This window comes from Corynebacterium massiliense DSM 45435 (genome assembly GCF_028609805.1).
Taxonomy (GTDB): Bacteria; Actinomycetota; Actinomycetes; order Mycobacteriales; family Mycobacteriaceae; genus Corynebacterium; species Corynebacterium massiliense.
In genome coordinates, this window is sequence record NZ_CP063189.1 from 627,390 (window position 1) to 650,025 (window position 22,636).

The 22,636-nt window shown below is 61.9% G+C and carries 19 protein-coding genes and 3 rRNA genes; 10 read left to right on the plus strand and 12 right to left on the minus strand.

Annotation, left to right across the window (positions count from 1 at the left end; genetic code table 11):
- Positions 1-120: 120 nt before the first annotated feature.
- From CMASS_RS03020 to rrf, 3 genes are all read left to right on the plus strand, one after another.
- A 16S ribosomal RNA gene (locus CMASS_RS03020) occupies positions 121-1,641 on the plus strand.
- A gap of 456 nt (positions 1,642-2,097) precedes the next feature.
- A 23S ribosomal RNA gene (locus CMASS_RS03025) occupies positions 2,098-5,171 on the plus strand.
- A gap of 138 nt (positions 5,172-5,309) precedes the next feature.
- Positions 5,310-5,427 (plus strand): 5S ribosomal RNA (gene rrf, locus CMASS_RS03030).
- The 16S, 23S and 5S rRNA genes sit together here, the layout of an rRNA operon.
- 547 nt (positions 5,428-5,974) lie before the next feature.
- Here rrf and CMASS_RS03035 read toward each other — a convergent pair.
- The 3 genes from CMASS_RS03035 to CMASS_RS03045 are packed head-to-tail and all read right to left on the minus strand — an operon-like array spanning position 5,975 to position 9,090.
- On the minus strand, positions 5,975-7,588 hold the full coding sequence (locus CMASS_RS03035) for a hypothetical protein (protein WP_022862918.1): 1,614 nt from the start codon (positions 7,586-7,588) through the stop codon (positions 5,975-5,977).
- A complete protein-coding gene (locus CMASS_RS03040; RefSeq protein WP_027018645.1) occupies positions 7,585-8,406 on the minus strand; it encodes an ABC transporter ATP-binding protein in 822 nt (273 codons plus the stop codon). The genes CMASS_RS03035 and CMASS_RS03040 overlap by 4 nt, the downstream gene beginning before the upstream one ends.
- Positions 8,407-8,448: 42 nt before the next feature.
- A complete protein-coding gene (locus CMASS_RS03045; RefSeq protein WP_027018644.1) occupies positions 8,449-9,090 on the minus strand; it encodes a DUF3239 domain-containing protein in 642 nt (213 codons plus the stop codon).
- Between the two features lie 106 nt (positions 9,091-9,196).
- On the opposite strand from CMASS_RS03045, the gene CMASS_RS03050 reads away from it, so the two are divergent.
- From CMASS_RS03050 to CMASS_RS03060, 3 genes are read left to right on the plus strand one after another with little or no spacing between them, the layout of a single operon-like run.
- Entirely contained in the window at positions 9,197-9,766 is a 570-nt protein-coding gene (locus CMASS_RS03050; protein ID WP_022862915.1) for a DUF6230 family protein, read from the plus strand.
- Between the two features lie 6 nt (positions 9,767-9,772).
- Positions 9,773-10,141, plus strand: coding sequence for a DUF6114 domain-containing protein (locus CMASS_RS03055; RefSeq protein WP_022862914.1), 369 nt, complete (start codon positions 9,773-9,775; stop codon positions 10,139-10,141).
- Positions 10,134-10,679 carry a hypothetical protein gene (locus CMASS_RS03060; RefSeq protein ID WP_022862913.1) on the plus strand — a complete coding sequence of 182 codons (546 nt, stop codon included), beginning with the start codon at positions 10,134-10,136 and terminating at the stop codon, positions 10,677-10,679. Before CMASS_RS03055 ends, CMASS_RS03060 begins: the two co-directional genes overlap by 8 nt.
- Here CMASS_RS03060 and CMASS_RS03065 read toward each other — a convergent pair.
- The 5 genes from CMASS_RS03065 to CMASS_RS03085 are packed head-to-tail and all read right to left on the minus strand — an operon-like array spanning position 10,665 to position 15,203.
- On the minus strand, positions 10,665-12,314 hold the full coding sequence (locus tag CMASS_RS03065) for a DNA repair helicase XPB (RefSeq protein ID WP_022862912.1): 1,650 nt from the start codon (positions 12,312-12,314) through the stop codon (positions 10,665-10,667). The two genes, CMASS_RS03060 and CMASS_RS03065, sit on opposite strands and share 15 nt — an antisense overlap.
- Before the next feature lie 28 nt (positions 12,315-12,342).
- Entirely contained in the window at positions 12,343-13,521 is a 1,179-nt protein-coding gene (locus CMASS_RS03070) for an ABC transporter permease (RefSeq protein ID WP_022862911.1), read from the minus strand.
- A 3-nt stretch (positions 13,522-13,524) separates the two neighbouring features.
- Positions 13,525-14,424, minus strand: a complete 900-nt coding sequence (locus CMASS_RS03075) for an ABC transporter ATP-binding protein (protein ID WP_022862910.1) — start codon at positions 14,422-14,424, stop codon at positions 13,525-13,527.
- A gap of 21 nt (positions 14,425-14,445) precedes the next feature.
- Complete coding sequence (locus CMASS_RS03080) at positions 14,446-14,940, minus strand: hypothetical protein (protein WP_022862909.1); 495 nt, start codon at positions 14,938-14,940, stop codon at positions 14,446-14,448.
- Complete coding sequence (locus CMASS_RS03085) at positions 14,940-15,203, minus strand: helix-turn-helix transcriptional regulator (RefSeq protein WP_022862908.1); 264 nt, start codon at positions 15,201-15,203, stop codon at positions 14,940-14,942. The genes CMASS_RS03080 and CMASS_RS03085 overlap by 1 nt, the downstream gene beginning before the upstream one ends.
- A 228-nt stretch (positions 15,204-15,431) precedes the next feature.
- On the opposite strand from CMASS_RS03085, the gene CMASS_RS03090 reads away from it, so the two are divergent.
- A complete protein-coding gene (locus CMASS_RS03090; protein ID WP_022862907.1) occupies positions 15,432-16,679 on the plus strand; it encodes an HNH endonuclease signature motif containing protein in 1,248 nt (415 codons plus the stop codon).
- Here CMASS_RS03090 and CMASS_RS03095 read toward each other — a convergent pair.
- Entirely contained in the window at positions 16,676-18,784 is a 2,109-nt protein-coding gene (locus CMASS_RS03095; RefSeq protein ID WP_022862906.1) for a helicase-associated domain-containing protein, read from the minus strand. The two genes, CMASS_RS03090 and CMASS_RS03095, sit on opposite strands and share 4 nt — an antisense overlap.
- Positions 18,785-18,849: 65 nt before the next feature.
- Between CMASS_RS03095 and CMASS_RS03100 the strand changes: the two genes are divergently transcribed.
- Entirely contained in the window at positions 18,850-19,035 is a 186-nt protein-coding gene (locus CMASS_RS03100) for a hypothetical protein (RefSeq protein ID WP_022862905.1), read from the plus strand.
- 101 nt (positions 19,036-19,136) lie between these two features.
- Here the strand turns inward: CMASS_RS03100 and CMASS_RS03105 are convergent, their stop codons facing one another.
- Positions 19,137-19,790, minus strand: a complete 654-nt coding sequence (locus CMASS_RS03105; protein WP_022862904.1) for a resuscitation-promoting factor Rpf1 domain-containing protein — start codon at positions 19,788-19,790, stop codon at positions 19,137-19,139.
- Positions 19,791-20,101: 311 nt separating this feature from the next.
- Here CMASS_RS03105 and CMASS_RS03110 point away from each other — a divergent pair, with 311 nt between their 5' ends.
- A complete protein-coding gene (locus tag CMASS_RS03110; protein ID WP_022862903.1) occupies positions 20,102-20,485 on the plus strand; it encodes a cold-shock protein in 384 nt (127 codons plus the stop codon).
- On the opposite strand, the gene CMASS_RS03115 is transcribed toward CMASS_RS03110, so the two are convergent.
- A complete protein-coding gene (locus CMASS_RS03115) occupies positions 20,482-21,021 on the minus strand; it encodes a DUF2771 domain-containing protein (protein WP_022862902.1) in 540 nt (179 codons plus the stop codon). The two genes, CMASS_RS03110 and CMASS_RS03115, sit on opposite strands and share 4 nt — an antisense overlap.
- A gap of 11 nt (positions 21,022-21,032) precedes the next feature.
- On the minus strand, positions 21,033-21,920 hold the full coding sequence (locus CMASS_RS03120) for a glutaminyl-peptide cyclotransferase (RefSeq protein ID WP_240482775.1): 888 nt from the start codon (positions 21,918-21,920) through the stop codon (positions 21,033-21,035).
- Between the two features lie 29 nt (positions 21,921-21,949).
- Between CMASS_RS03120 and CMASS_RS03125 the strand changes: the two genes are divergently transcribed.
- Positions 21,950-22,633, plus strand: coding sequence for a DUF3027 domain-containing protein (locus CMASS_RS03125; protein WP_027018642.1), 684 nt, complete (start codon positions 21,950-21,952; stop codon positions 22,631-22,633).
- Positions 22,634-22,636: the final 3 nt, after the last annotated feature.

Below are 22,636 nucleotides of genomic sequence, written 5' to 3' on the forward strand. Positions count from 1 at the left end.
GTGTGCCAATGTTTGTTTTGGCCAGCCCCTGGTTTTTCCTCGTTGATTGTGGGGGTTGGTTTGTTTGGTAATTTTTTTGCTGGGTGTCAGGCTCTTTTGGGCTTTGATGTCTCACAATTTTTTGTGGAGAGTTTGATCCTGGCTCAGGACGAACGCTGGCGGCGTGCTTAACACATGCAAGTCGAACGGAAAGGCTCCAGCTTGCTGGAGTACTCGAGTGGCGAACGGGTGAGTAACACGTGGGTGATCTGCCCTGCACTTCGGGATAAGCCTGGGAAACTGGGTCTAATACCGGATAGGACCGCACTTTGGTGTGTGTGGTGGAAAGGTTTTTTCTGGTGTGGGATGAGCTCGCGGCCTATCAGTTTGTTGGTGGGGTAATGGCCTACCAAGACGGCGACGGGTAGCCGGCCTGAGAGGGTGGACGGTCACATTGGGACTGAGATACGGCCCAGACTCCTACGGGAGGCAGCAGTGGGGAATATTGCACAATGGGGGAAACCCTGATGCAGCGACGCCGCGTGGGGGATGAAGGCCTTCGGGTTGTAAACTCCTTTCGCTAGGGACGAAGCTTTTTGTGACGGTACCTGGAGAAGAAGCACCGGCTAACTACGTGCCAGCAGCCGCGGTAATACGTAGGGTGCGAGCGTTGTCCGGAATTACTGGGCGTAAAGGGCTCGTAGGTGGTGTGTCGCGTCGTCTGTGAAATTCCGGGGCTTAACTCCGGGCGTGCAGGCGATACGGGCATGCTTGAGTGCTGTAGGGGTAGCTGGAATGCCTGGTGTAGCGGTGAAATGCGCAGATATCAGGCAGAACGCCGATGGCGAAGGCAGGTTACTGGGCAGTTACTGACGCTGAGGAGCGAAAGCATGGGTAGCGAACAGGATTAGATACCCTGGTAGTCCATGCCGTAAACGGTGGGCGCTAGGTGTGAGGCCCTTCCACGGGTTTCGTGCCGTAGCTAACGTGTTAAGCGCCCCGCCTGGGGAGTACGGCCGCAAGGCTAAAACTCAAAGGAATTGACGGGGGCCCGCACAAGCGGCGGAGCATGTGGATTAATTCGATGCAACGCGAAGAACCTTACCTGGGCTTGACATGCACCAGACAGGCGTAGAGATACGTTTTCCCTTTGTGGTTGGTGTACAGGTGGTGCATGGTTGTCGTCAGCTCGTGTCGTGAGATGTTGGGTTAAGTCCCGCAACGAGCGCAACCCTTGTCTTATGTTGCCAGCATTTGGTTGGGGACTCATGAGAGACTGCCGGGGTTAACTCGGAGGAAGGTGGGGATGACGTCAAATCATCATGCCCCTTATGTCCAGGGCTTCACACATGCTACAATGGTCGGTACAACGCGTGGCGATACTGTGAGGTGGAGCTAATCGCTTGAAAGCCGGTCGTAGTTCGGATTGGGGTCTGCAACTCGACCCCATGAAGTCGGAGTCGCTAGTAATCGCAGATCAGCAATGCTGCGGTGAATACGTTCCCGGGCCTTGTACACACCGCCCGTCACGTCATGAAAGTTGGTAACACCCGAAGCCGGTGGCCCAAACTTGTTAGGGAGCCGTCGAAGGTGGGATCGGCGATTGGGACGAAGTCGTAACAAGGTAGCCGTACCGGAAGGTGCGGCTGGATCACCTCCTTTCTAAGGAGCTTTATTTTTGTGGTCTGCAGTTGCAGGCTGTGTTGGTGGTTTGTGGATCCGGTTGTGGTTCCGCCACCTTTTGTGGACGCCTGCATCACGCCGTGAATGAGTGTGTGGTTGTGGGTGCGTGGCCAGCCTGGTCAGGCCAATGGGCTGTGGTTGGTAATGAGGACACGGTTAATTTTTTTCTTTTGGCAAATGTTGGTGCATTGTTGGGTGTCTGGGGCATCATGTCCCTTTATTGTGTGCCCATTCTGGTGGTGCCGCCACGTTGTTTGTGTGTGGTGGTTGCTTCTGGGGTGGGGTGGTGTGTGAGAACTGTATAGTGGACGCGAGCATCTGAATACGTGCAACATGCTGCATGTGACTGGTCATACGTGTGTGTGGCTGGTTGTGTGTGGGTGTGTTGTTTGTGTGTGTGATGTGATTATTTTTTGTGTGTTGTTGGGTCATCTTGGTGTGTTGTCGTTGAGGCGCATGGTGGATGCCTTGGCATGCTGAGCCGATGAAGGACGTGCTAGGCCGCGATAGGCCTCGGGGAGTTGTCAAAGGAGCGTTGATCCGAGGGTGTCCGAATGGGGAAACCTACTGCCTGTTATTGGGTGGTACCAGCTCGTGAATGTATAGCGGGTGTGGGGGTTACGCGGGGAAGTGAAACATCTCAGTACCCGTAGGAGAAGGAAATAATATTTTATGATTCTGCTAGTAGCGGCGAGCGAACGTGGATGTGGCTAAACCGTGTGTGTGTGATACGTGGCAGTGGTTGCGCATGCGGTGTTGTTGGGATTGATGTGTCTGGGTCTGCCAGCCTGGAGCATGGCTGCGACAGTTAGGTGAACTGGCCTGGGATGGTCGACCGGAGCAGGTGAGAGTCCTGTAGCTGAAGGCTGTGTGTGGTTGTGTTGTGTCTTTTCCCGAGTAGCAACGGGCTCGTGGAATCTGTTGTGAATCTGCCGGGACCACCCGGTAAGCCGAAATACTCAGTGTGACCGATAGTGGATAGTACCGTGAGGGAATGGTGAAAAGTACCCCGGGAGGGGAGTGAAATAGTTCCTGAAACTGTGTGCTGACAATCCGTCAGAGCACCTTTGTGTGTGTGATGGCGTGCCTTTTGAAGAATGAGCCTGCGAGTTTGCGGCATGTCGCGAGGTTAACCCGTGTGTGGGGTAGCCGTAGGGAAACCGAATCCTAATGGGGTGTTTTTAGTGGTGTGTCCAAGACCCGAAGCGGGGTGATCTACCCATGGCCAGTGTGAAGCAATTGTAAGAGGTTGTGGAGGCGCGAACCCACGTAGGTTGAAAACTGCGGGGATGAGTTGTGGGTAGGGGTGAAAGGCTAATCAAACTCCGTGATAGCTGGTTCTCCCCGAAATGCATTTAGGTGCAGCGTCGCACGTTAGGCCTTGTGGAGGTAGAGCTACTGGTTGGTTGAGCGGGACTATCATCTTAGCAACATCAGCCAAACTCCGAATGCCATAAGTGTTGGTGCGGCAGTGAGTCTGTGGGGGATAAGCTCCATGGTCGCGAGGGATACAGCCCAGATCGCCGGTTAAGGCCCCTAAGGGTGTGCTAAGTGGGAAAGGATGTGGGATCGCGAAGACAGCCAGGAGGTTGGCTTAGAAGCAGCCATCCTTGAAAGAGTGCGTAATAGCTCACTGGTCGAGTGGTTCTGCGCCGATAATGTAGTGGGGCTCAAGCACACCGCCGAAGCCGCGGCAAGCAACTTTTTGTTGTTTGGGTAGGGGAGCGTCGTGCATGTGGTGAAGCCATACTGTAAGGAGTGGTGGAATGTGTGCGAGTGAGAATGCAGGCATGAGTAACGAATTGTAAGGTGAGAATCCTTACCGCCGGATGACTAAGGGTTCCTGGGTCAAGTTCGTCTTCCCAGGGTGAGTCGGGACCTAAGGCGAGGCCGACAGGCGTAGTCGATGGATAACCAGTTGATATTCTGGTACCCGTAAACACGCGCCCCTGGTAAAGCAGTGATACTAACCACCAAACACATACTGACTTTCGCTGCACCTTTCGGGGTGTGGTTGTTGGTGTGTGTGCGGTGGGGCCTTATCTGTGGTCCACGTGATGGGGTGACGCATCAGGGCAGCCACGCCGCTTAGTGGATTGTTGGTGTAAGCGCATCGAGCGTGCAGGCTAGGCAAATCCGGTCTGTGTTATGCGTGAGGCGTGATGCATAGACCCTTTTTTGGGTTGAATGTGGTGTGCTTGTGGTGTCGAGAAAAGCCTCTAGCGATGTGTGTTTATGGCCCGTACCCGAAACCGACACAGGTAGTCAGGTTGAGCATACTAAGGCGTTCGGGTGAACTGTGGTTAAGGAATTCGGCAAAATGCCCCCGTAACTTCGGGAGATGGGGGGCCCACCTGGTGGTGGGTCGCAGAGAATAGAGGGGTCCGACTGTTTATCAAAAACACAGGTCTATGCGAAGACGGTAAGTTGATGTATATGGACTGACGCCTGCCCGGTGCTGGAAGGTTACGAGGACCTGTTAGACCCTTGTGGGTCGAAGCGGAGAATTTAAGCCCCAGTAAACGGCGGTGGTAACTATAACCATCCTAAGGTAGCGAAATTCCTTGTCGGGTAAGTTCCGACCTGCACGAATGGCGTAACGAGACCTCTGCTGTCTCAACCACAGGCCCGGTGAAATTGCATTACGAGTGAAGATGCTCGTTACGCGCGGCAGGACGAAAAGACCCCGGGACCTTCACTATAGCTTGGTATTGCCAGTCGGTTCGGTTTGTGTAGGATAGGTGGGAGACTATGAAGCTATCACGCTAGTGGTGGTGGAGTCGTTGGTGAAATACCACTCTGGCCGGATTGGCTGTCTAACCTTGGCCCATGATCTGGGTTGGGGACAGTGCCTGGTGGGTAGTTTAACTGGGGCGGTTGCCTCCTAAATGGTAACGGAGGCGCCCAAAGGTTCCCTCAGCCTGGTTGGCAATCAGGTGTTGAGTGTAAGTGCACAAGGGAGCTTGACTGTGAGACAGACATGTCGAGCAGGGACGAAAGTCGGGACTAGTGATCCGGCACCTACTTGTGGATGTGGTGTCGCTCATCGGATAAAAGGTACCCCGGGGATAACAGGCTGATCTTCCCCAAGAGTTCATATCGACGGGATGGTTTGGCACCTCGATGTCGGCTCGTCGCATCCTGGGGCTGGAGTAGGTCCCAAGGGTTGGGCTGTTCGCCCATTAAAGCGGCACGCGAGCTGGGTTCAGAACGTCGTGAGACAGTTCGGTCTCTATCCGCCGCGCGCGTGGAAACTTGAAGAAATCCGTCCCTAGTACGAGAGGACCGGGACGGACGTACCTCTAGTGTGCCAGTTATCCCGCCAGGGGTATGGCTGGTTGGCTACGTACGGGAAGGATAACCGCTGAAAGCATCTAAGCGGGAAGCCTGTTCTAAGATGAGGTTTCATACTTGAGGCGCCCTATAGACTATGGGGTTGATAGGCCAGATCTGGACGCGTGGTAACACGTGAAGGTGACTGGTACTAATCCGCCGAACAAACACAACCAAAACAAAAAAGACCCACACAACACAGTCGGGTCACAATCACACCATTTTGGTTTCGCGTCCACTATGCAGTATCTGACACACCACCCAAAGGTGCGCACACAAACAAAATAATGACATGGACAAGCCCTTATAGGTTTGTCGGTGGTGATAGTGGCAGGGCAACGCCCGGTACCCATTCCGAACCCGGAAGCTAAGCCTGCCCACGCTGATGGTACTGCACCCGCCAGGGTGTGGGAGAGTAAGTAACCGCCGACACCACACAACACAACAACTCAATACAACCCGGAGGGGGAGAAACACCAACCAACCACACGGCTGGTTCGTGTTTCTCCCCCTCCTTTTTCCATGTCCTCAGCCCCCCAAGGCGGCACGCAGAGCCACGTATCTGTTTCCGGCCTGCCGGCCACTACAGCATGAGTGTGTGAGGGGGTATGCGGCTACGACCACAGCCCGGGGTGCACGAAACAAGTACACAAGCACCCAAACCAGGCGGATAACCGGCCCTTGAGGACACAAAACGTGCACCTGCACGCCCTGACACCACAAACCTTGCTCAGGAATGTCCCAAAGCGGGTTTAAGCGACCCAACCCGGGTCGTTACTGCCCAATGTGGGGAAACCAGCAACCTACCCAGGCGCCCCCTTCAACCGCGGGGTACGCCTCGGTGCCTGAATCTGGATCCTAACTACCCCCACAACACGGGGTGGACACCCTAACGATCCAAAAACAGGCAGTGTGCTCGGTCATCCGCAGTACGTCGGCAGCTGCGGGTCGCTGACCGAGCACGAAGAGTGGGGAAGGGCTACACGTAGTTGCGAACGCGCTGGAAGATGTCGGGCCAGCTGTGGCTGAGGCGTCGGTACGCGATAGCGAGGCCGCCGACGAGGACCGCTACCGCGAGAACAACGTTCAGCGCGAGGCCGGTGAGAAACAGACCAGACGCCATGTCTGCGAACGACGCGTGTCCCCGCGATAGAGCAAGGCCCATCATGATGGTTCCCGGCACGAGCGGGAGCCAGACGCCGAAGATGCCGATGAGAGACGTCAAGATGGCCGCGCCATTAAACCCGGAGCGGTCGTTGAAGGCATTCGTCCCAGGCTTCGAGGTCGGGTAGGGATTAAAAACGGCCATCACGGCGGCGAAGCCGAGGCCGGCAAGGGAGGCGCAGGTAGCGACACTGAGACATGTCCAGAAAATCGGGTTCGCGCCGGTGGCAAAGCCGCTTATTACCGCGGTAATCAGTAGGGTCGCTCCACCGAGAGTCCCACCGGCGGCCGCCCGGGCGGTCACCATCGTCTTCGCGGGCACGTGTGCAGCAAGGTGCACCCAATTTGCCGGGCCGTCGTAGCCGTAGTCGTTAGCCGTAGCGGTCGTGCACAAAATGACGCTGGAGATTAGTCCGATATACGGCCGGGTTGGGTCACCGGCCGCTAGGCCGGTGCCGCAGAAGATGGCGGTGAGCACAACCGCGCTGGCCCACTGCGCGCGGAAGCGGGAATCGCGCCACCAGTAGCACAGAGCCCGGGAGTAGATGGCGCCCCAGCGCGTCCGCGGCGCCCACGGCAGCAGAACGGTCCCGCGCTTGGAGGTGGAGGACTTCCTCGATTCGCCCTCTGCCGGGGCGTGTAGCGCAACACCAATGGCCTTCTCCTGCGCCCAGGCGGCGAGGAAAAACAGCGCGACGGTCAGAACCGCCATGAGAACAACCGGCGCCCAGTGCCCCACGACGCCGAAAGTCACCGCGGAGCCGGGCGCGGCAAAAGGCGTCCACGCGAAGGTGCGCAGCACCGCGGTGCCGGTGGCTTCCATGTCGGTGGTGTCTGCAGAGACCGCGAACGTCGCCACCACTGCCACGACGAGCCCCGCTGCGAAGACGAGGTAGCGCACCCACGCCGGCTGCGCGCCCAAGAGCTGTCCGAGCCCGCTCATACTGGCCGCGTCGACGACGGCGAGCACGAACGAGACCAGACAACTTACGGCCCAGGCGACGACAAAGGTGGTGCTGGTGGCATCGCCAAGCACGGCGGGAATGATGACCGCCGTCGCAACCGTGCACAGCAGGGCGAGCACGGTCCGGGCCTGCAGGAACTCCGTCCACAACAAGCCCGGGACCAACTCGCGCGGCCGCAGCGGCAGGGTGGCCATCCGGGAGGGCTCGACCTGGCTTTCCCCCGAGGGATACAGCAGCGCTAGCAGCCAGTAGAAAAACACGCCGAGCCCCTGCAGGCCCGCCGCGTACTGTAGGTCGTTTTCCTGCAGCGCGATGTCGCCGGTCAGGAACGCCAGACCGAGCGCACCGGGGAGACCGTAGAGGAAGAAGATCAGAAGGACGACGAACTGCGACGGGTTAGCTTTGAAACTGCGCGGCCACAGTTTCGCGTGCAGCGCGATGATGGTGCGTGTCACTGAGCTCACTGGGCATCGCCCTCCGCGAGCCAGCCGAGTGCGTCGTGGTCGAGGTGGCCGCCGCCGACGAGGTCGACGAAGACATCAGTCAGCGAATCCCGCGAGCCGCGGACCTCCTCCAGCGTGCCGGCGGCGACGGTGTTGCCGGCATTGACGATGGCCACCCGGTCACACATCTCTTCCACCAGGGCCATCACGTGCGAGCTCATCAACACGGTGCCGCCAGAGCGCACGTAGCTGCGAAGGATCTCGCGGATGACCTGTGCGGACACTGGATCGACGGCCTCAAAGGGCTCATCGAGGATGAGGATGTCCGGGCGGTGCAACAGGGCGGCGGCGAGCAGGATCTTTTTCGTCATGCCCGCCGAGTAGTCAGCGATATATTTTCCGCCTTCCTGTGGCAGCTCCAGCACCCGCAGCAGGTCGGTGGAGCGCTTTTCTACCTCCGCCTCGGGCAGCTGGCGCAGGCGTCCGGTGTAGTCGAGGAACTCCTTGCCGCTGAGGCGATCGAAGACGGGGAGGCCATCGGCAAGCAGGCCGTAGCAGCGCTTCGCGGCCAGGGTTTCCTCTTCGGAGCCCCAGGTGCAGTGGCCGCACACCCACGCATCGCCGGCGGTGGGGCGCAGAAGGCCGGTCGCCATGGTCAGTGCGGTCGTCTTGCCCGCGCCGTTGGGGCCGACGAGCCCGTAGAAACTGCCGCGAGGCACGTCCAGCGACAAGTTGTTGACGGCGACGTGTTCGCCGAACCGGCGGGTCAGGCCACGCAAGGCCAAGGCAGGGGAGGAAGGATCCTCCGCAAGGGGAGTCAAATATCCATAATTGAGCATGCCGTAATCATGTCATTGACCTTATGATTACGCGCGGTGGGATTACAGGACCAGCAGGTCGTACTTCGTCGCCTTCACCTCGTCGAGGCGCTTGCGGGCGCGCTCGAGGCGGTTCCACTGATCCTGCGGGATGGAGGTGCGGGCGATGTCGACGACCTCTTGATCGGGCGTCCCCCACGCGATGGGCATAGGGGAGATCTGCTGCCAGTGGTCCTTGTCCTGCGTGGAGCGGTGCCCGCCCACGGCGGCGACGGGCACCTTGGTGCCCTCGGTGCGCTTTTTCAGACCCGGGATGGAGGTCACGGTGCGCAGGGCGGCGCCCCAGCGCGGCGGCTGGGAGGAGTCCACGTTGGTGTTGACCAGCGCTAATAGCACCATGTCGCGCTCGTTGACCTCCGCGACGACGGCCGGGGCGAGGGGATAGGAGTCGTAGAGCTGCTGCGCCGTGCCCACGCGGCTGGCGGCTGCGACGCCGATGATGCCGATCATGACGCCGAAGAGCCCCAGGCCGATGCCGATGGTGAGGCCCCAGGCGGCATCGACAAGGAAGTACACAGCGAGCCCTGCCGCGATGAGCAAGAGGCCCAGGATGATGCCGGAGGTGCGCAAGCGTCCGGTATCGCGCAGTAGCTCGTTGTGTTGCTTGGCGTATGACTCGTCGACGTCGAATTTGAAAACCTTCATCGTGTAGTCAGTGTACGTCGCCGAGACACGCGGGCTGTATTCCCGGGAAGAATCCCCCATATAGTATGGTTTCGGGAAAGAAACTAACTAACCGGGGAAGGAAACCATGGGGCGTATTCGAAAGCGCCGGTTCGCGGCCATCGCGGCGGCAGGACTCATCGCATTGAGCGCGGAAGGTGTAGCGATGGCCAACAACGGCCTCGCCGCTGGTCTGGCGCTGTCCAACACGATCTTTACTCAGACCGTCGGCGGCCTCGACGCCGACGACTTTGGGCTTTTCGTGGACACCGAACACCAGCAGCAAGGCGACCGCGGGGTAACGCGCCTGCGCCTGCAGCACGCGGAAATCACCGACATGTGCTTGTCCGCCAAAGTCAACCTTCCCGGGGTGGGGGAGAAGAAGTTCCAGATGCTGGCCGATGGCCCCTCGACTACCGCGGACAACTTGGTGATCGGTGTGGCGGACATGGAGGGCTCTCTGACCATGACGAACCCGCGGATCGGCGTCGACGCCAGCCAGCTTTCCGATGATGCCGAGCCGGGCGCCTTCGGCCTTGCCGCCACGCATATGGAGGCCAGTGATCAGGTGATTCACGCCGTGTCTACTTCGGCCGATCGGCTCAGCTCCGCGGGCGGCAAGATCACCGTCGAGGACCCCGACGGCGGGAGGTGCTAGGCCGCGGTGAACGAAAGTTTTCAGCAGTGGAGGAAGCAGCGCCCCTTCTGGCCGGGCCTGTGCATGATTCTGGCCGGCGTGGAAATCATGCTGCCGGCATATCTGTCCTTTTCCGTCTCCAACATCCAGGTGCAAATTTCCACCCTGTCCGGAGTGTCCACCCTCGTCGTGGGCGTTCTGCTCATCGTCTGCGGCGCGATGACCTTGTGGATGCCGGAGGGGCGGATCCTCGCTGGGGTGGCTGCGATGGTCCTGGCGGTCGTCGCGCTGCCGACATCTAACTTTGGAGGATTCCTGCTGGGGACTCTCGTGGCGCTCTTGGCTGGGGCCGCCGCACTGGCATGGGTACCGAGGCGGGAGTGCGTCCGTGCGTAGCCTCGCAGCGATTACGGCCGCCATTCTCGCCGGGCTGGTGTGCACTCCCGCGGCGGGGCAGACGGCGACGGGAAATACGTACACCGTCCAGTCGAACTCCACCCGGCTGCTTGGCAACGTAAGAGTGTCCTACGTCGACTTTCCCACCGCCGCCGGACCGCGCCCTGCCATACAGATCGACGCGGACCGGGTCGTGCTGGACAATCTCCACGTGCGCTTTCCGGGCCAGCCCGGCGGTTTCGCGGACGTATGGCAGCGCACAGGCGATGGTCGGACCACGACCCTCAATGGGAACTTCCGCATTGTCATCGCACGCCTCACCGCCACGCCGGAGATAGCGGGGCTTGCGTCCCCGGAACCGGTGACGGTCGACGCCGCGTGGGCGCCTGACGATGTCGCCGAGCACCTGAAGGAAATAAGCCTCGACACCCCAGACGAGGTGTCGGAGCAGCTGGTCATGCGTGACGGATCAATGGAGACGTATTACATCTCCGCGGACGACATCCGGTTCGACGAGGGCACCTCAATCGGCCTGTAAAGGCAGATCGGCGGCATCGACAAGCCGGTAGGCGTAGCCCTGTTCCGCCAGGAAACGCTGCCGGTGAATGGCGTACTCGGCATCGAGGGTGTCGCGGGCGACCACGGTGTAGAAATAGGCGGCGCGTCCGTCGGTTTTCGGGCGCAGCAGGCGGCCCAGTCGCTGCGCCTCCTCCTGGCGGGAGCCGAAGGTACCGGAAACCTGGATGGCCACCGCCGCCTCCGGCAGGTCGATGGAGAAGTTGGCCACGCGCGAGACGATGAGAACGGGCAGCTCGCCGGCGCGAAACTGGGCGAAGAGCTCCTCACGCTTCCGGTTCGAGGTCTTGCCGTCGACCACGGGGGCGCCGACGCGCTTGCTGATGTCCGCGAGCTGATCCACGTAACCGCCAATGACGAGGACCTGCTCGTCGCTGTGACGCTGCAACAGCGTGTCGATGACCCGCAGCTTCGCCCCCGCCGTCGCCGCGAGCCGGTAGCGGTTGCGCGGATCCGCCGTGGCATATGCGATGCGTTCGTCCGGGTCCATGTCCACGCGGACCTCGACGCACTCGGCGGTGGCGATGTAACCGGCGGACTCCAGCTCCTTCCACGGCGCGTCGTAACGCTTCGGCCCGATGAGGGAGAAGACGTCGCCCTCGCGCCCATCTTCGCGCACGAGGGTGGCCGTGAGCCCCAGCCGGCGGCGGGACTGCAGATCCGACGTCATGCGAAACACCGGGGCGGGGAGCAGGTGCACCTCGTCGTAGATGATGAGGCCCCAGTCGCGGGAATCGAAGAGCTCTAGGGCCTTGTATTCGCCCTTGGTCTTCCGGGTGACCACTTGGTAAGTCGCGATGGTCACCGGCTTGATTTCCTTCTTCTCGCCGGAGTATTCACCGATCTCGTTCTCGGTCAGCGAGGTGCGGCGGATCAGCTCGTCTTTCCACTGCCGCCCGGCGACGGTGTTGGTGACCAGGATGAGCGTGGTGGCCTTCGCCTTGGCCATCGCGGCGGCGCCGACGAGCGTTTTGCCCGCGCCGCAGGGCAGGACCACGACGCCGGAACCGCCGGACCAGAAGGACTCGGCGGCGTAGTGCTGGTAGTCGCGCAGGGCCCAGCCGTCTTCAATGAGTTCGATTGGGTGGGACTCGCCGTCGACGTATCCGGCGAGGTCCTCTGCCGGCCAGCCGACCTTGTACAGCTCCTGCTTGAGCCGGCCGCGCTCGGAGGGTGGGACTGACACGGAGTTGTCATCGATCCGTGTGCCCAGCATCCCGCCGACCTTCTTGTGGCGGGAAATCTCCTCCAGGATTGCCGGCTCGGACGATTCCAGGACCAGCCCGTGAGCAGGATGCTTGTCGATGCGCACCCGGCCATACCGCGACATCGTCTCGGCGACATCGACAAGCAAAGCCTGCGGAACCGGGAAGCGCGAGTAGTTCTCCAAAACGTCCACGACCTGCTCCGCATCGTGGCCGGCGGCGCGGGCGTTCCACAGCGCCAGCGGCGTAATGCGGTAGGTGTGGATGTGCTCTGGGGCCCGCTCCAGTTCGGCGAAAGGGGACAGGGCCGCGCGGGCCTCATCGGCACGCGGGTGATCCACCTCCAGGAGCACTGTTTTGTCGGACTGGACGATGAGCGGGCCTGCGGTCATCGACAAGTACTGCTCCCTTCCACGCCTTTTACTTCGTCAGCGCCTGCTTCCAGGTCATCTTGCTGCCGTTGTTGAGGATAGCCCGCTGGTAGATGCGCGCGACAATCCAGATGACGCCCGCGGTGGCCAACGCCAGGATGAGGTAGCTTGCGGCGAGCTCGCCCCAGCTCATCTGCCCGGCGGCGACCTCCAAGGGGGCGACGACGGTGGAGACCGGCGGGACCCAGCCCATCACGTTCATCAAGGTTGTTTCGGCGTGCTGCCAGCCGAAAAGCGGGACGTAGAACGTGGCCAGGACCAGCATCAGCACGGGCGTCTGGGTGGACTGCAGGTCTTCGGTGCGCCGCACCAACGACCCCGCGGCGGCGTATAGGCAGGAGAAGAAGAGCAAGCCGAGGAGCTCACCGAGGAGCATGACACCGATCAGGGGCCAGTTGATGGGGAAGTCCGTGACGAGCCCCGTGGCCGTCACCGATGCGGCGCCGGCGACCACGATGAGTACGGTGGCGGCGAATCCGATGAGGCAGTTGCCGAGGAGCTTGCCCGCCAGGAAATCAACCGGGCGAACCGAGGACAGGATGATCTCCACGACGCGGGAGGACTTCTCCTCCGTCACCCGCGCGCCGACCAGGCCGGCAAAGGTCATGATCGACATCATGACCACGAAGGTCGCGATGAAGACGGTGAAGATGTCCACGAAATTCTGATCCGTAATCCCGCCGTCGGATCCCTCCACGTCCACCTCGTGGACCTCGGAGGACGGGGTGGCGTCTGCAATGTCCTGCGGGTTGATATTCAGCTTTTCGTAGGCTTCCGCGCTGGCCGCCGTTTCGGCTGCCTGTTGCGCGGCCATGGTGACCGATTGCGACGCGCTGCCCTTGGTCAGCAGATCCCAGCCGCCCGCTTCCTGCTCGCTGGGCACGAGCGCGGCATCGGCCTCCTCGTCGTCGATGAGCTGTTCTGCCGCCGCGCGGTCCTGGGCAGTGACGGTATCTACTGATGTACTGGCGAACGCCGCCTCATCCATGCCGACGGTGGCGATGGTGTCCGGTTCGTCGTCGTCGGCGAAGAAGCTGATGATGAGCGGGCCGGCGATAGCGATGAGTAGCAAGAGGCCGATGAGCACGAGCATGGATTTGGTCTTAAACGCCACGGCCATCTCGCGCTTCATTACGGTGGTGATGGTGCGCATGGGGGAGTAATTCATGGTTTAGGCCTCCTCGGTCTCGGTGCTGGTGACCACGTCGCGGAACATTTCGGTGAGGTCGGGTACATGCTTGCCAAAGGAATGCACCGGGCCCGCAGCAAGCGCCGCGTGCAGAATGTCTTGGTCGTCGACGCCGTCAGCAGACTCGAGCACAACGGAGCGCTCGGTGGCGCCTACCAGTTGCGTCCCGGCCGGGTACCAGTCGCGAGCGGTGGTGCCGATTTCGTAGCGTGTCGGGCCAGCCTGCCGGAGCTCGTCCACCGTGCCTTCGGCCACCATGCGGCCGTGCGTGACGATGCCCACCCGATCGCACAACCGCTGCACCAAATCGAGTTGGTGCGAGGAGAAGATGACCGGCACGCCGCGCCGGGTGCGTTCCTTGAGCATCGAGGACATGACGTCGACGGCGACTGGATCGAGGCCCGAGAACGGCTCGTCGAGGATGAGCATGTCCGGGTCGTGGATGAGAGACGCCGCGAGCTGGACGCGTTGCTGGTTGCCCAGGGAGAGATCGTCGAGCTTGTCGTCTTTGCGCTCGCCCAGTCCCAACTGGTCGAGCAGTTCTTCGCCCGAGCGACGAGCCTTGTTCTTGCCCATCCCGTGGAGCTCGCCGAAGAAGACGAGCTGGCTGATGAGCGTTTCCTTGCCGTAGAGTCCGCGCTCTTCCGGCATGTAGCCGATGCGACGGCGGTTGGTGGCGTTGATGGGCGCGCCGTCGAAGTAGACCTCGCCGGAATCGGCGGAGAGCACGCCGAGAGCAATGCGCATCGTGGTGGATTTGCCCGCGCCGTTAGAGCCGACGAAGCCGTACATCTCTCCGTCGCGGACGCTAAAAGTCATGTCGTCCAGGGCTTGTTTGTCCCCGAACGTCTTGTTGAGGTGGTCAATGTCGAGGGTAGGCATGGGTCTTATTCCTCTTCCGTTCTAGTCCTCTACAGGCTGGTTGAAGGTCAGGGCATAGCCGACGGCGGGCAAGGTGCTGACAAGTAGATAAGCAACGAGCGCTAGGAAACCGGCAATGATGACCACTTGGTTAGCTGTGAAGTGATTGTCGAAGAAGTCTGGGCGGAAGTTGCCCACTATGAGCAGGAACACGGCCAAGGCGGACAACAGGAAGGTGGCCAGACGAAGTGCATGGTGCCGCCAGTGATCTAGAACCTCTGCCTCGTAATCGTCCAGCTTTGAAATAGGGGCCGAATCTGCGCTGTTAATGCTCATCCGCAACATGGTCCAGGGGACGCAAATGAGGATGAAACAGACAGCCATCGGCAAGAGCAGTGCGGAGGCGTGTTTGAAGAATGCGACGACCGCCAGAAGCGTCGCGATACCTAGGAGCGCATATACAGCAACGACTAGGAGCCGCGTTGCCGTGGGAGATAGTTGCAGCTGGGGTTTTGCGCTTGGCGTTGAGTTCGGCATTAGCTCGTCCTCGGATAGATTTCGGTGGACATCGGGGTGAACGCGGTGCGAGAGAAGACCGCTTCGACGGGAAGTTCGAAGACTTCGCAAATACGGAATGCGAGGTCCAGGCTCGGGGAGTGGTCGCCGCGTTCTAGTGCGCCGACGGTCTGGGGATTGACCTCGATTTCCTCTGCGAGCTGTGCGCGTGACATGTCCCGTTCGACGCGCAGGACCCGCACCCGGTTATGGATAGGTTTTGAGGGACGTTTCTTTGGGGACATAATTTAAAGTGTTGTATAAACCCAACGGAATGTCAATAGATGGAACCGGATGTTGGGTTCCGGGGTGGGGGTGGGACGGAGGGGGTATCGTCAAGCGGGGGTGCGGGGAGCCTGGTCGGTCCTGTGGTAAAGGAATGTTTGTTCGTCTGGGAATAGTTCGGTGTCCAGGGTGGTTGTTAGGGTTAAGAATCGAACAAAGAACCGAATACCTAGGGGCTGACCAAGCCGATGTTGCCGTACTACAAAGTCCACACACCCGACAACGACCTAGCCACCACCGCCACCGCGATTCGTACCCAGACCTACTTCTTGTTCAAGCGCCATCTTCCTGATGTGGAGGAGGACTTCGAACTATGCGCTAAGAAGTTCGCCAGCCTCACCGGCATTTCGGCTGGGAGAGCGGGAGATATTATTACTGCGCTGTATCGGCTGAAAGAGCTGCCGAAGCTCGAGGCTCTGCAGGAGAGTCTTTTCCACTTGGACTTCGCTCGTCTCATCGCAATCGATCGCGTGCTCAACAAGCTCTACCTTCCGGACGAGGAGGTGCTTGCGCGTATCGATGACGCTCTGACCAGCTACCTCACCCCGCGCCGGGCGGGCCAGGAGCTGCCGAGCATTAGAAACCTGCGCAGAAAAGTCAACATGCTTGTCGCCGCTGAAGATCCGCAGCTCGGGGTAGGTGAAAGCGACGAGGATGTCCTGTGGCGCCGTCGCAAAAGAATATATGACTCGTACTCTCTGCCGGGCGGAATGGGAGCGATCGAGGCGCAATACGACGCCGACACAACCGCCCAGCTCGATGCGGCTATTTCTCGTACCGCCGATGAGTATGGCGTGTCCAAATCGCAGGCGTTGGCGATGCTTATCTTGAACGATATCGAACGCCCCACCAATGTCACTTTGCACGTCTACCAGGCGACCGACCGGCCGAACAGCCCGGTCTATGTCCAGGACTTCGGGTGGGTGGATCCCGAAACGGGCAAGCGGCTCGCTGCCCGCGCAACGACAACCCGGGACATGAGCTTCGCTGCGCAGGCCAAAAGCGACAGCTACGCCACTCCGGACCTCATCAAGGCATATATCAACGGCCGCGACGGGCACTGCCGCTACCCGGGCTGTTCGCGGCCGGCCTCGAAATGCCAGAAAGACCACTGCGTGGACTTCAAAAAGGGCGGGCCCACCGCCGCATGGAACCTAGTGAACCTGTGCCAACACCACCACAACATCAAGACCGACAAGCGGGCAAAGTACGTCATCGACCCGGATGCCGACGATGTCGTGTGGTTGTTCGCCGACGGCACCTGGGAAGCCACGGTCGCGGAAGGGCCGCTATCACCCGACGCGTGCAACTGGCTGCAGACCATCGAGCAGGCAATCATCGCCCGGAGGCGCAACGCACATGAGCGGGCCAAAGCCAATTACGAAGCGCAGCAAGCTAGCCCCGACCCCGACGAGTGGGGTGAACCGCCGTTCTAGGACAGGGAAATCGCCGAGATTCGGTGCAGCGGGAAGCGGACTGTCTGCCCGCCGGTGAGGACGTCGGCCTGCCCGCCGTTCACGCTCAGCGGGGTGGCGGTAATAGTTCGCGGCGTGCCGTTTTTGTCCGCATACGTAATGGACACGGGACGTCCCCCGCGGGCCGCGACATGAAGGAGGTCCAGCGACGGGCTGGCATCCGTCGAGCCGTCAGCGTCGTCCCCGTCGTGGTCTCGGATCGAGCGCACGACCTTGTCGATGTCGAGCCCGCGGTCCGGGCGTGCCCGTGGACTAGGCAGGGGAACCGTTGCAGGCTCGGGCCGGGCGTCGATGGAGGCCCCGGTTTCGTCTTCGGCGGCGGGACTGAAGCCTTGTTCGCGCAGCTTGTCCAGGACGGCCGACAGCCGCAGCGTGCTCACTGCAACGGTAGGGGCGATGAGGCGGAGCTGGGGGAGGTGGCGTGTGGCATCGGCAAGCAGGGCAGGGTCCTCGCTGCGCACGTAGCACAAAGCCGCGCCGGACCGGAGGGTACCGTGGCGGCGGGTGAGGTCGTCGAGGAGATAAGTGACGGTTTGCGGCACCTCGCCGATGGCGTGCTCGCGCAGGAAGTCGGCCAGTTCGCCGGCGGTCGCGCCGTGGTCGAGGCCGCGGCGAAGCGAGTTTTCGCTTAGACGATACACGCTGGCCAGGCCGGGCGACTCCAACTCCGCGATCGTGGCCAGCCGCTTCCGAATATCTGGCTCCAGGGGCCCGGGGGCCAAGATCGTCATGTCGGCCTGCACGATGAACTGGTCGACGGTGGCAGGGGTCAGCTCCGCAGTCACGGCGCTGGTGTCTTCGTCCTCGGCGCGGATAAGCACGGAGGTGGCGCGCCCGCGGGCGATGAGGCCTACACGCTCCGCTTCCGCATGGAGGTTCTCAATGGTGCTCGCGGCCGTCGACGAGGCGAACAACGGGAACCTAAACCGCAGCTCCTCGAGGAATTCGGGGAAAGCCAATTCGCCGTCGGTGTGGCGGTACACGGAAAGGACGCGGTCGCGAAAGCCGTTCAGCCGTGGGCGGTTGGTCTCCGGGTCGATGCCGCGGGTGGACATCCAGGTGGCCCAGGGGGAGTTGAGCCAGGCATCGATAAGTACGGCCCAGCGTTCGGATAGCTCGGCCTCCTGCCAATCGAGACCGCGGGTAGTGGCGCCAAGGAAATTGCCGTCAAACCCTTTCGGTTCGCCGCGGCCCAAAAGCCCCGCCGCGAAACCGAGTCCGACCAAGCGGGCAGCATCGGTCGGGGTAGTGTTCAGGGATTTCGCCAGCTGCTTGACCGAACGCACCCCGAGGGACTTGTCTTTGAGCAGCTCGATGGGGCTGTAGCCGACGGCGTCGATGAGCTCTCCGACAAGGCGGACGACCTCGAGCCCGGCAGCGGCGCCTGCCTCGTCCGCTTTCTTATCGATGCCCGGTTGACCCGCCCTACCCGACGGCTGCGTGGGGATGGGCGCGGCGTCCTCCCCGCGCAACGCGGACCGCACGGCCCGTGGGAGGCGCACCGTGCGGGAATCGACGCGCTGCAAGAGGCCGGCTGCGAGAAGTTGTGGAATGGGACGGGACGGATCGGCATCAGGGGCCGCGTCCCGGGTGGTGCCGGTGCCGCCCGCCTGGAGGAGGGTGTTGAGGATGTGCCGCTGGGAATCGTCAAGCTGGGCAAGATCCTCTGGCGAGACGGCCGCTTGGTCGAGAAGGCTCCAGCCGGTGGGCAGCGCCGGGATGACCTCGCTGGCGAGGTAGACCTTGTCGCCAGCGGGGAAGGCGAGGGCTTTGTCGGTCAAACCCTCGATGGCTTGTGCGTCCTCTGGGGGCGGGGAGGCAGGTTCCAGCTCTGCTCCGTCGGCGGCGAGCCGTTCCGCGGCCAAAAGCTCCGCGGCGGTGCACTCGGCGAGCGCGCGGGCGACGGACTGCCGTAGCAGTAAACGTGTGGCCAGGGCGTCGATGCCTGGCGGCAACGGGTGGGCCGCGTCGGGGCGGTTGCGGACGATGGTCGCCAAGGCGGCATCGTCAAGCCCGGCAAGCCACTTACGGAATGTCGCGGTAGGAGAGGGGGTGGAACCAGTCATGATGTGAGCAGAGTCTAGTAGCGCTTCAGTTACTTTTTTCCGCGTGGTTTGGCAGAATGGTGCCTATGGCAAACGTAGAAAAGAAGAACTTTGTGTCCCCGGCTTGGCCGACCACGGCGCGCGAGCACGCCGTGACTGAAATCTCCGCGCCGTTCGCTGGCGCGCCCATCCCGTTTGGTGACGACATGGTTCTTCCGCGACCGGTCGAAGAGCTGGGCTACGTTCACCCGTACACCCGCATTAACCGCTAGAGCTACTAGTAGGTTCTAGCAGCTCAAGTACCAAAAAGAACTCCTCCATTCCCGCTGTGGGAAGGAGGAGTTCTTTTTCTCTGTGAGGAAGGGGAGGACCTTTAGAGGTTCTGCTCAGCCAGGTCGGCGACGTAGTCGATGTAGTCGCGGTTAGCGTTGTAGAACTCGGTGAAGTTGCCGCGGTTGGCGTTGTACAGGTCGTCGACGAATGCCGGGACCTCGACGCCGTAGGTGGCCAGGGTGTCCTTGACCATGCCGTAGACGGCGTCGACGGCGGCTTCGTCGGACTGGCCGTCGGCGGCCGCGTGGACCTCAGCCGGGGCGTCGGCCGGGGCCTCAACCGGCTCGGCTTCCGGTGCCGGTGCCGGGGCCGGCGCGGCATCACGCTCGGTCGGTGCGGAGTTCAGGCCGAGGGAAGCGGAGCATGCCGGCCATGCGCCCCAGCCCTGGGAGGCGAGAACGCGCTCGGCAACGACAATCTGCTGCTCGCGGGTTGCCTGGTCGGCGGACGGGGCGAACTCGCCGCCGCCGTGGCCCTGCCAGGTGCCCTGGTTGAACTGCAGGCCACCCTGGAAGCCGTTGCCGGTGTTGATGTGCCAATCGCCACCGGACTCGCACTGCGCCAGGCGGTCCCAGTCAGAATCCGGGGCAGCGGTGGCGGCCGGTGCGAAGAGTGCGCCGGCGGCGCCGACGGCGACGGTGGAGGCGGCAAGCTTGGAGGCGAAGCCCTTGCGGTGAGCGGTGTGGCGTCCCATGAACGTTTTCCCTTCTCGTTGGTTTTAAAGGTCCGCGAAAATAACTGCTCGCTACGGTAACGGTATGTAACGAAATAGTCACATTCCGTGACATTTGGGCGCGTGGCGCGCAGTCACATGGGCCACTTGCGCCACCGTTTAAGGGGAAATCAGCTGGTGAGAGGGTCTTCGGCGCTGTGAAAATTACTGAGTGTGATCTGTGGCACTTTATAGTTGATGTGGCTACGGGAAGGTTTAGGCCCCACCGCCCCCGGCGGGTTAAAATAGGGATTTCTGTACACGTTCCTACAAGTGGAAAGTGGTGAACTTCCGTGCCCATCGGCAAGGTGAAGTGGTACGACCCCGACAAGGGGTTCGGGTTCGTCTCCAACCCGGGTGATGAAGACGTCTATGTCAGCCGCCACGTACTGCCGGAAGGCGTCGACGAGCTTGTCCACGGCCAGCGCATCGAATTCGACTTCGCGGCTGGCAAGCGCGCCCCGCAGGTCCTGCGCATCAAGGTGCTCGAGACTCCGCGCCGCAAGAAGGGGCCGTCCCGAAAACCCGCGGAGCTGTCCAGCATGGTCTCCGACGTCATGACGGTCCTAGAAACTCAGGTCCAGCCCACCCTTGCGCAGGGCCGCTACCCAGAGCGCAAGACCGGACGGCAGGTCGCGAGCATCCTGCGGGCGATTGCCAAGGAGCTCGACAGCTAGTCGTCGTCCATCGTGGACAGTGACCACACCACGCTGTACGGGGCCTCTTCCTTCCCGTCGACCTCGCTGACCATCACGGAGGAGACCTCCACCACCTGCAGGTGCGGGCGGTCCTTGGAGTCCGACTCCTCGATGGGGTCGACCGAGCCCGGTACGTCGACCGAGTTTTCCTCGCCGGCGCCATAGACCGTCTCGTCGTTCGCGGCCGGATTGTCGTAGATGCGCAGCAGCTTCCACTGGGTGTTGCTGATTTCCTTTGGAATATCCAAGTGGAGTGTCTCGTCGTCACCGACCTTGAGGTTGGGGACTTTTCCCTCGGGGCACTCCACGCCCAGCTCGCAGACCAAGTACGGCGCGACCTCCTCGGTGCGGTCGCCGACGGACGCTGTCAGCGAAATGGAGGCGGGATCCGGACCGGGCCGGTTGTTCCACCAGCTCTGGATGAGCACTGCGCCGACCGCGATGACCGCCACCGCGATGATGAGCCCGAGGATCTGCAGCAGGGACTTTTTCCGTGCCTCTTTGCGCGTTGCCATGGCAGTGAATGCTACTCGTTTGGGGTAAGCCGCACGCGGTACAGGTCTGGCCAACGTTTGCCCGTGAGATAGAACTCGGGCACGCCGTCTTCGTCTTCGGTCTCCGGGATCGCGGCTATGCCGTTGAGCACGTTGTCCGGATCGTTCGCTGCGCGGTTGGGCAGGCCGGAGGCATCGATAATTGCGGTGACCTCGCCGGTGGCGGGGTCGATGCGCAGGATGTCCGTGGACATCCACACGTTGGCGTACACGTCCCCGCCCACGCACTCCAGCTCGTTGATCTTGTCCACCGGGGAGCCCTGGTTGGTCACCTCGACCGAGCCGCCGCCGGCCATCGTCTTCGGGTCGTGGAAGGTCAGCTCCGAGGTGCCGTGGGAGACCACCAGCTCGGGCGTCGGCAGGGGAGAGGTGCCGTCCACGTTGAGGCGGCGCGGGTGGGTCGGTAGCTCGCACACGCCCCAGCCCTCGCCGCCATCCGGGTGAGCCACGTGGTCGACGGAGAGGTCTTTCGGGTTGCGCAGCGTGGCAATGTGGTCTTTCCACGTCAGCTGCCAAATGCCGCCCGCGGACTGCGTGATGCCCTCGCCAAAGAGGGAATCGTGCATGGCGGCGGAGTTGATCTCTTCTCCCGTCTCGGGATCTATGCGGTAGATGCCGGACGTGCCGTAGCCGCCCGTGCCCACCAGCAGGGAACCATCCCGGCGATCTACCTCTAGGCCTTGGGTGAAGTAGTCGGCGTTGAACGGCAGCGTGTCCGTAACTTCCGCGCGCAGATGCTCAGGCTCGGCGGGGCGGTCGCTTATGTCCTCGCCGTCGCCGTCGCTGTGCTTGTCGATGCTGCACCCCACCACGAGACCAACCAGACAGAGGCAGGAGAGAAGCCGGAACCGAGAACCCATGTGGTTCATTGTGCCCGACGTATCCCATAATGAGGAACGTGACTGACTCGAACCCCAATCCGTTATTCGGGCAACAGGCAGTAGAGATAGCGCGCCGCGCACTGGAGGAGCTCGACGAGGGCGGGGTAGGCGAACACCTCGGCTTCTTCGCCGTGTCCGGCGCAGGCAACGTGGCGACTCTGCGCTTCTCCGCCGACTTGCCGGGCTACCCGGGCTGGGAGTGGCACGCGGTCGTCGCGTGCGCGAGTGGGGCGGCGGACGTGACCGTCAACGAGGTCGCACTCGTGCCCGGTAACACCGGCCAGGCCCTGCAGGCGCCGGACTGGGTACCGTACGCCGATCGCGTCCGCCCCGGCGACCTGGGGCCGGGGGATGTGTTCCCGCCGGAACCTGATGATCCGCGCATCGCCAATGGCACGCTTACGCGCGCGGGGCTGGACGGCGCCCGCGCGCGGTGGCGCGACGGTGACTTCGGGCCCCACTCGGAGATGGCCACGCAGGCGCGGTTGAAGTGCCGCACCTGCGCCTTTTTCCTCCCCACAGGCGACGAGATCGGACCTAACTTCGGCGTGTGCGCCAACAAGTTCTCCGCCGACGGGCGGGTCGTGCATGCGGCGTATGGTTGCGGCGCGCACTCGGAAACGCGGGTGGACACCGGCGACGACTTCACCCCGGGAGAGGTCGCCTTCGACGACGAGGAGCCGCTTTACTAGCGC

Excerpts from the sequence above, each read along its gene's own strand:
- CMASS_RS03120 (WP_240482775.1), bottom strand. The coding sequence starts at position 21,920 with ATGGGTTCTCGGTTCCGGCTTCTCTCCTGCCTCTGTCTGGTTGGTCTC.
- CMASS_RS03125 (WP_027018642.1), top strand. The coding sequence starts at position 21,950 with ATGAGGAACGTGACTGACTCGAACCCCAATCCGTTATTCGGGCAACAG.
- CMASS_RS03065 (WP_022862912.1), bottom strand. The coding sequence starts at position 12,314 with ATGACCGCAGGCCCGCTCATCGTCCAGTCCGACAAAACAGTGCTCCTG.
- CMASS_RS03105 (WP_022862904.1), bottom strand. The coding sequence starts at position 19,790 with ATGGGACGCCACACCGCTCACCGCAAGGGCTTCGCCTCCAAGCTTGCC.
- CMASS_RS03075 (WP_022862910.1), bottom strand. The coding sequence starts at position 14,424 with ATGCCTACCCTCGACATTGACCACCTCAACAAGACGTTCGGGGACAAA.
- CMASS_RS03100 (WP_022862905.1), top strand. The coding sequence starts at position 18,850 with ATGGCAAACGTAGAAAAGAAGAACTTTGTGTCCCCGGCTTGGCCGACC.
- CMASS_RS03045 (WP_027018644.1), bottom strand. The coding sequence starts at position 9,090 with ATGAAGGTTTTCAAATTCGACGTCGACGAGTCATACGCCAAGCAACAC.
- CMASS_RS03095 (WP_022862906.1), bottom strand. The coding sequence starts at position 18,784 with ATGACTGGTTCCACCCCCTCTCCTACCGCGACATTCCGTAAGTGGCTT.
- CMASS_RS03070 (WP_022862911.1), bottom strand. The coding sequence starts at position 13,521 with ATGAATTACTCCCCCATGCGCACCATCACCACCGTAATGAAGCGCGAG.
- CMASS_RS03080 (WP_022862909.1), bottom strand. The coding sequence starts at position 14,940 with ATGCCGAACTCAACGCCAAGCGCAAAACCCCAGCTGCAACTATCTCCC.
- CMASS_RS03085 (WP_022862908.1), bottom strand. The coding sequence starts at position 15,203 with ATGTCCCCAAAGAAACGTCCCTCAAAACCTATCCATAACCGGGTGCGG.
- CMASS_RS03090 (WP_022862907.1), top strand. The coding sequence starts at position 15,432 with ATGTTGCCGTACTACAAAGTCCACACACCCGACAACGACCTAGCCACC.
- CMASS_RS03050 (WP_022862915.1), top strand. The coding sequence starts at position 9,197 with ATGGGGCGTATTCGAAAGCGCCGGTTCGCGGCCATCGCGGCGGCAGGA.
- CMASS_RS03040 (WP_027018645.1), bottom strand. The coding sequence starts at position 8,406 with ATGCTCAATTATGGATATTTGACTCCCCTTGCGGAGGATCCTTCCTCC.
- CMASS_RS03115 (WP_022862902.1), bottom strand. The coding sequence starts at position 21,021 with ATGGCAACGCGCAAAGAGGCACGGAAAAAGTCCCTGCTGCAGATCCTC.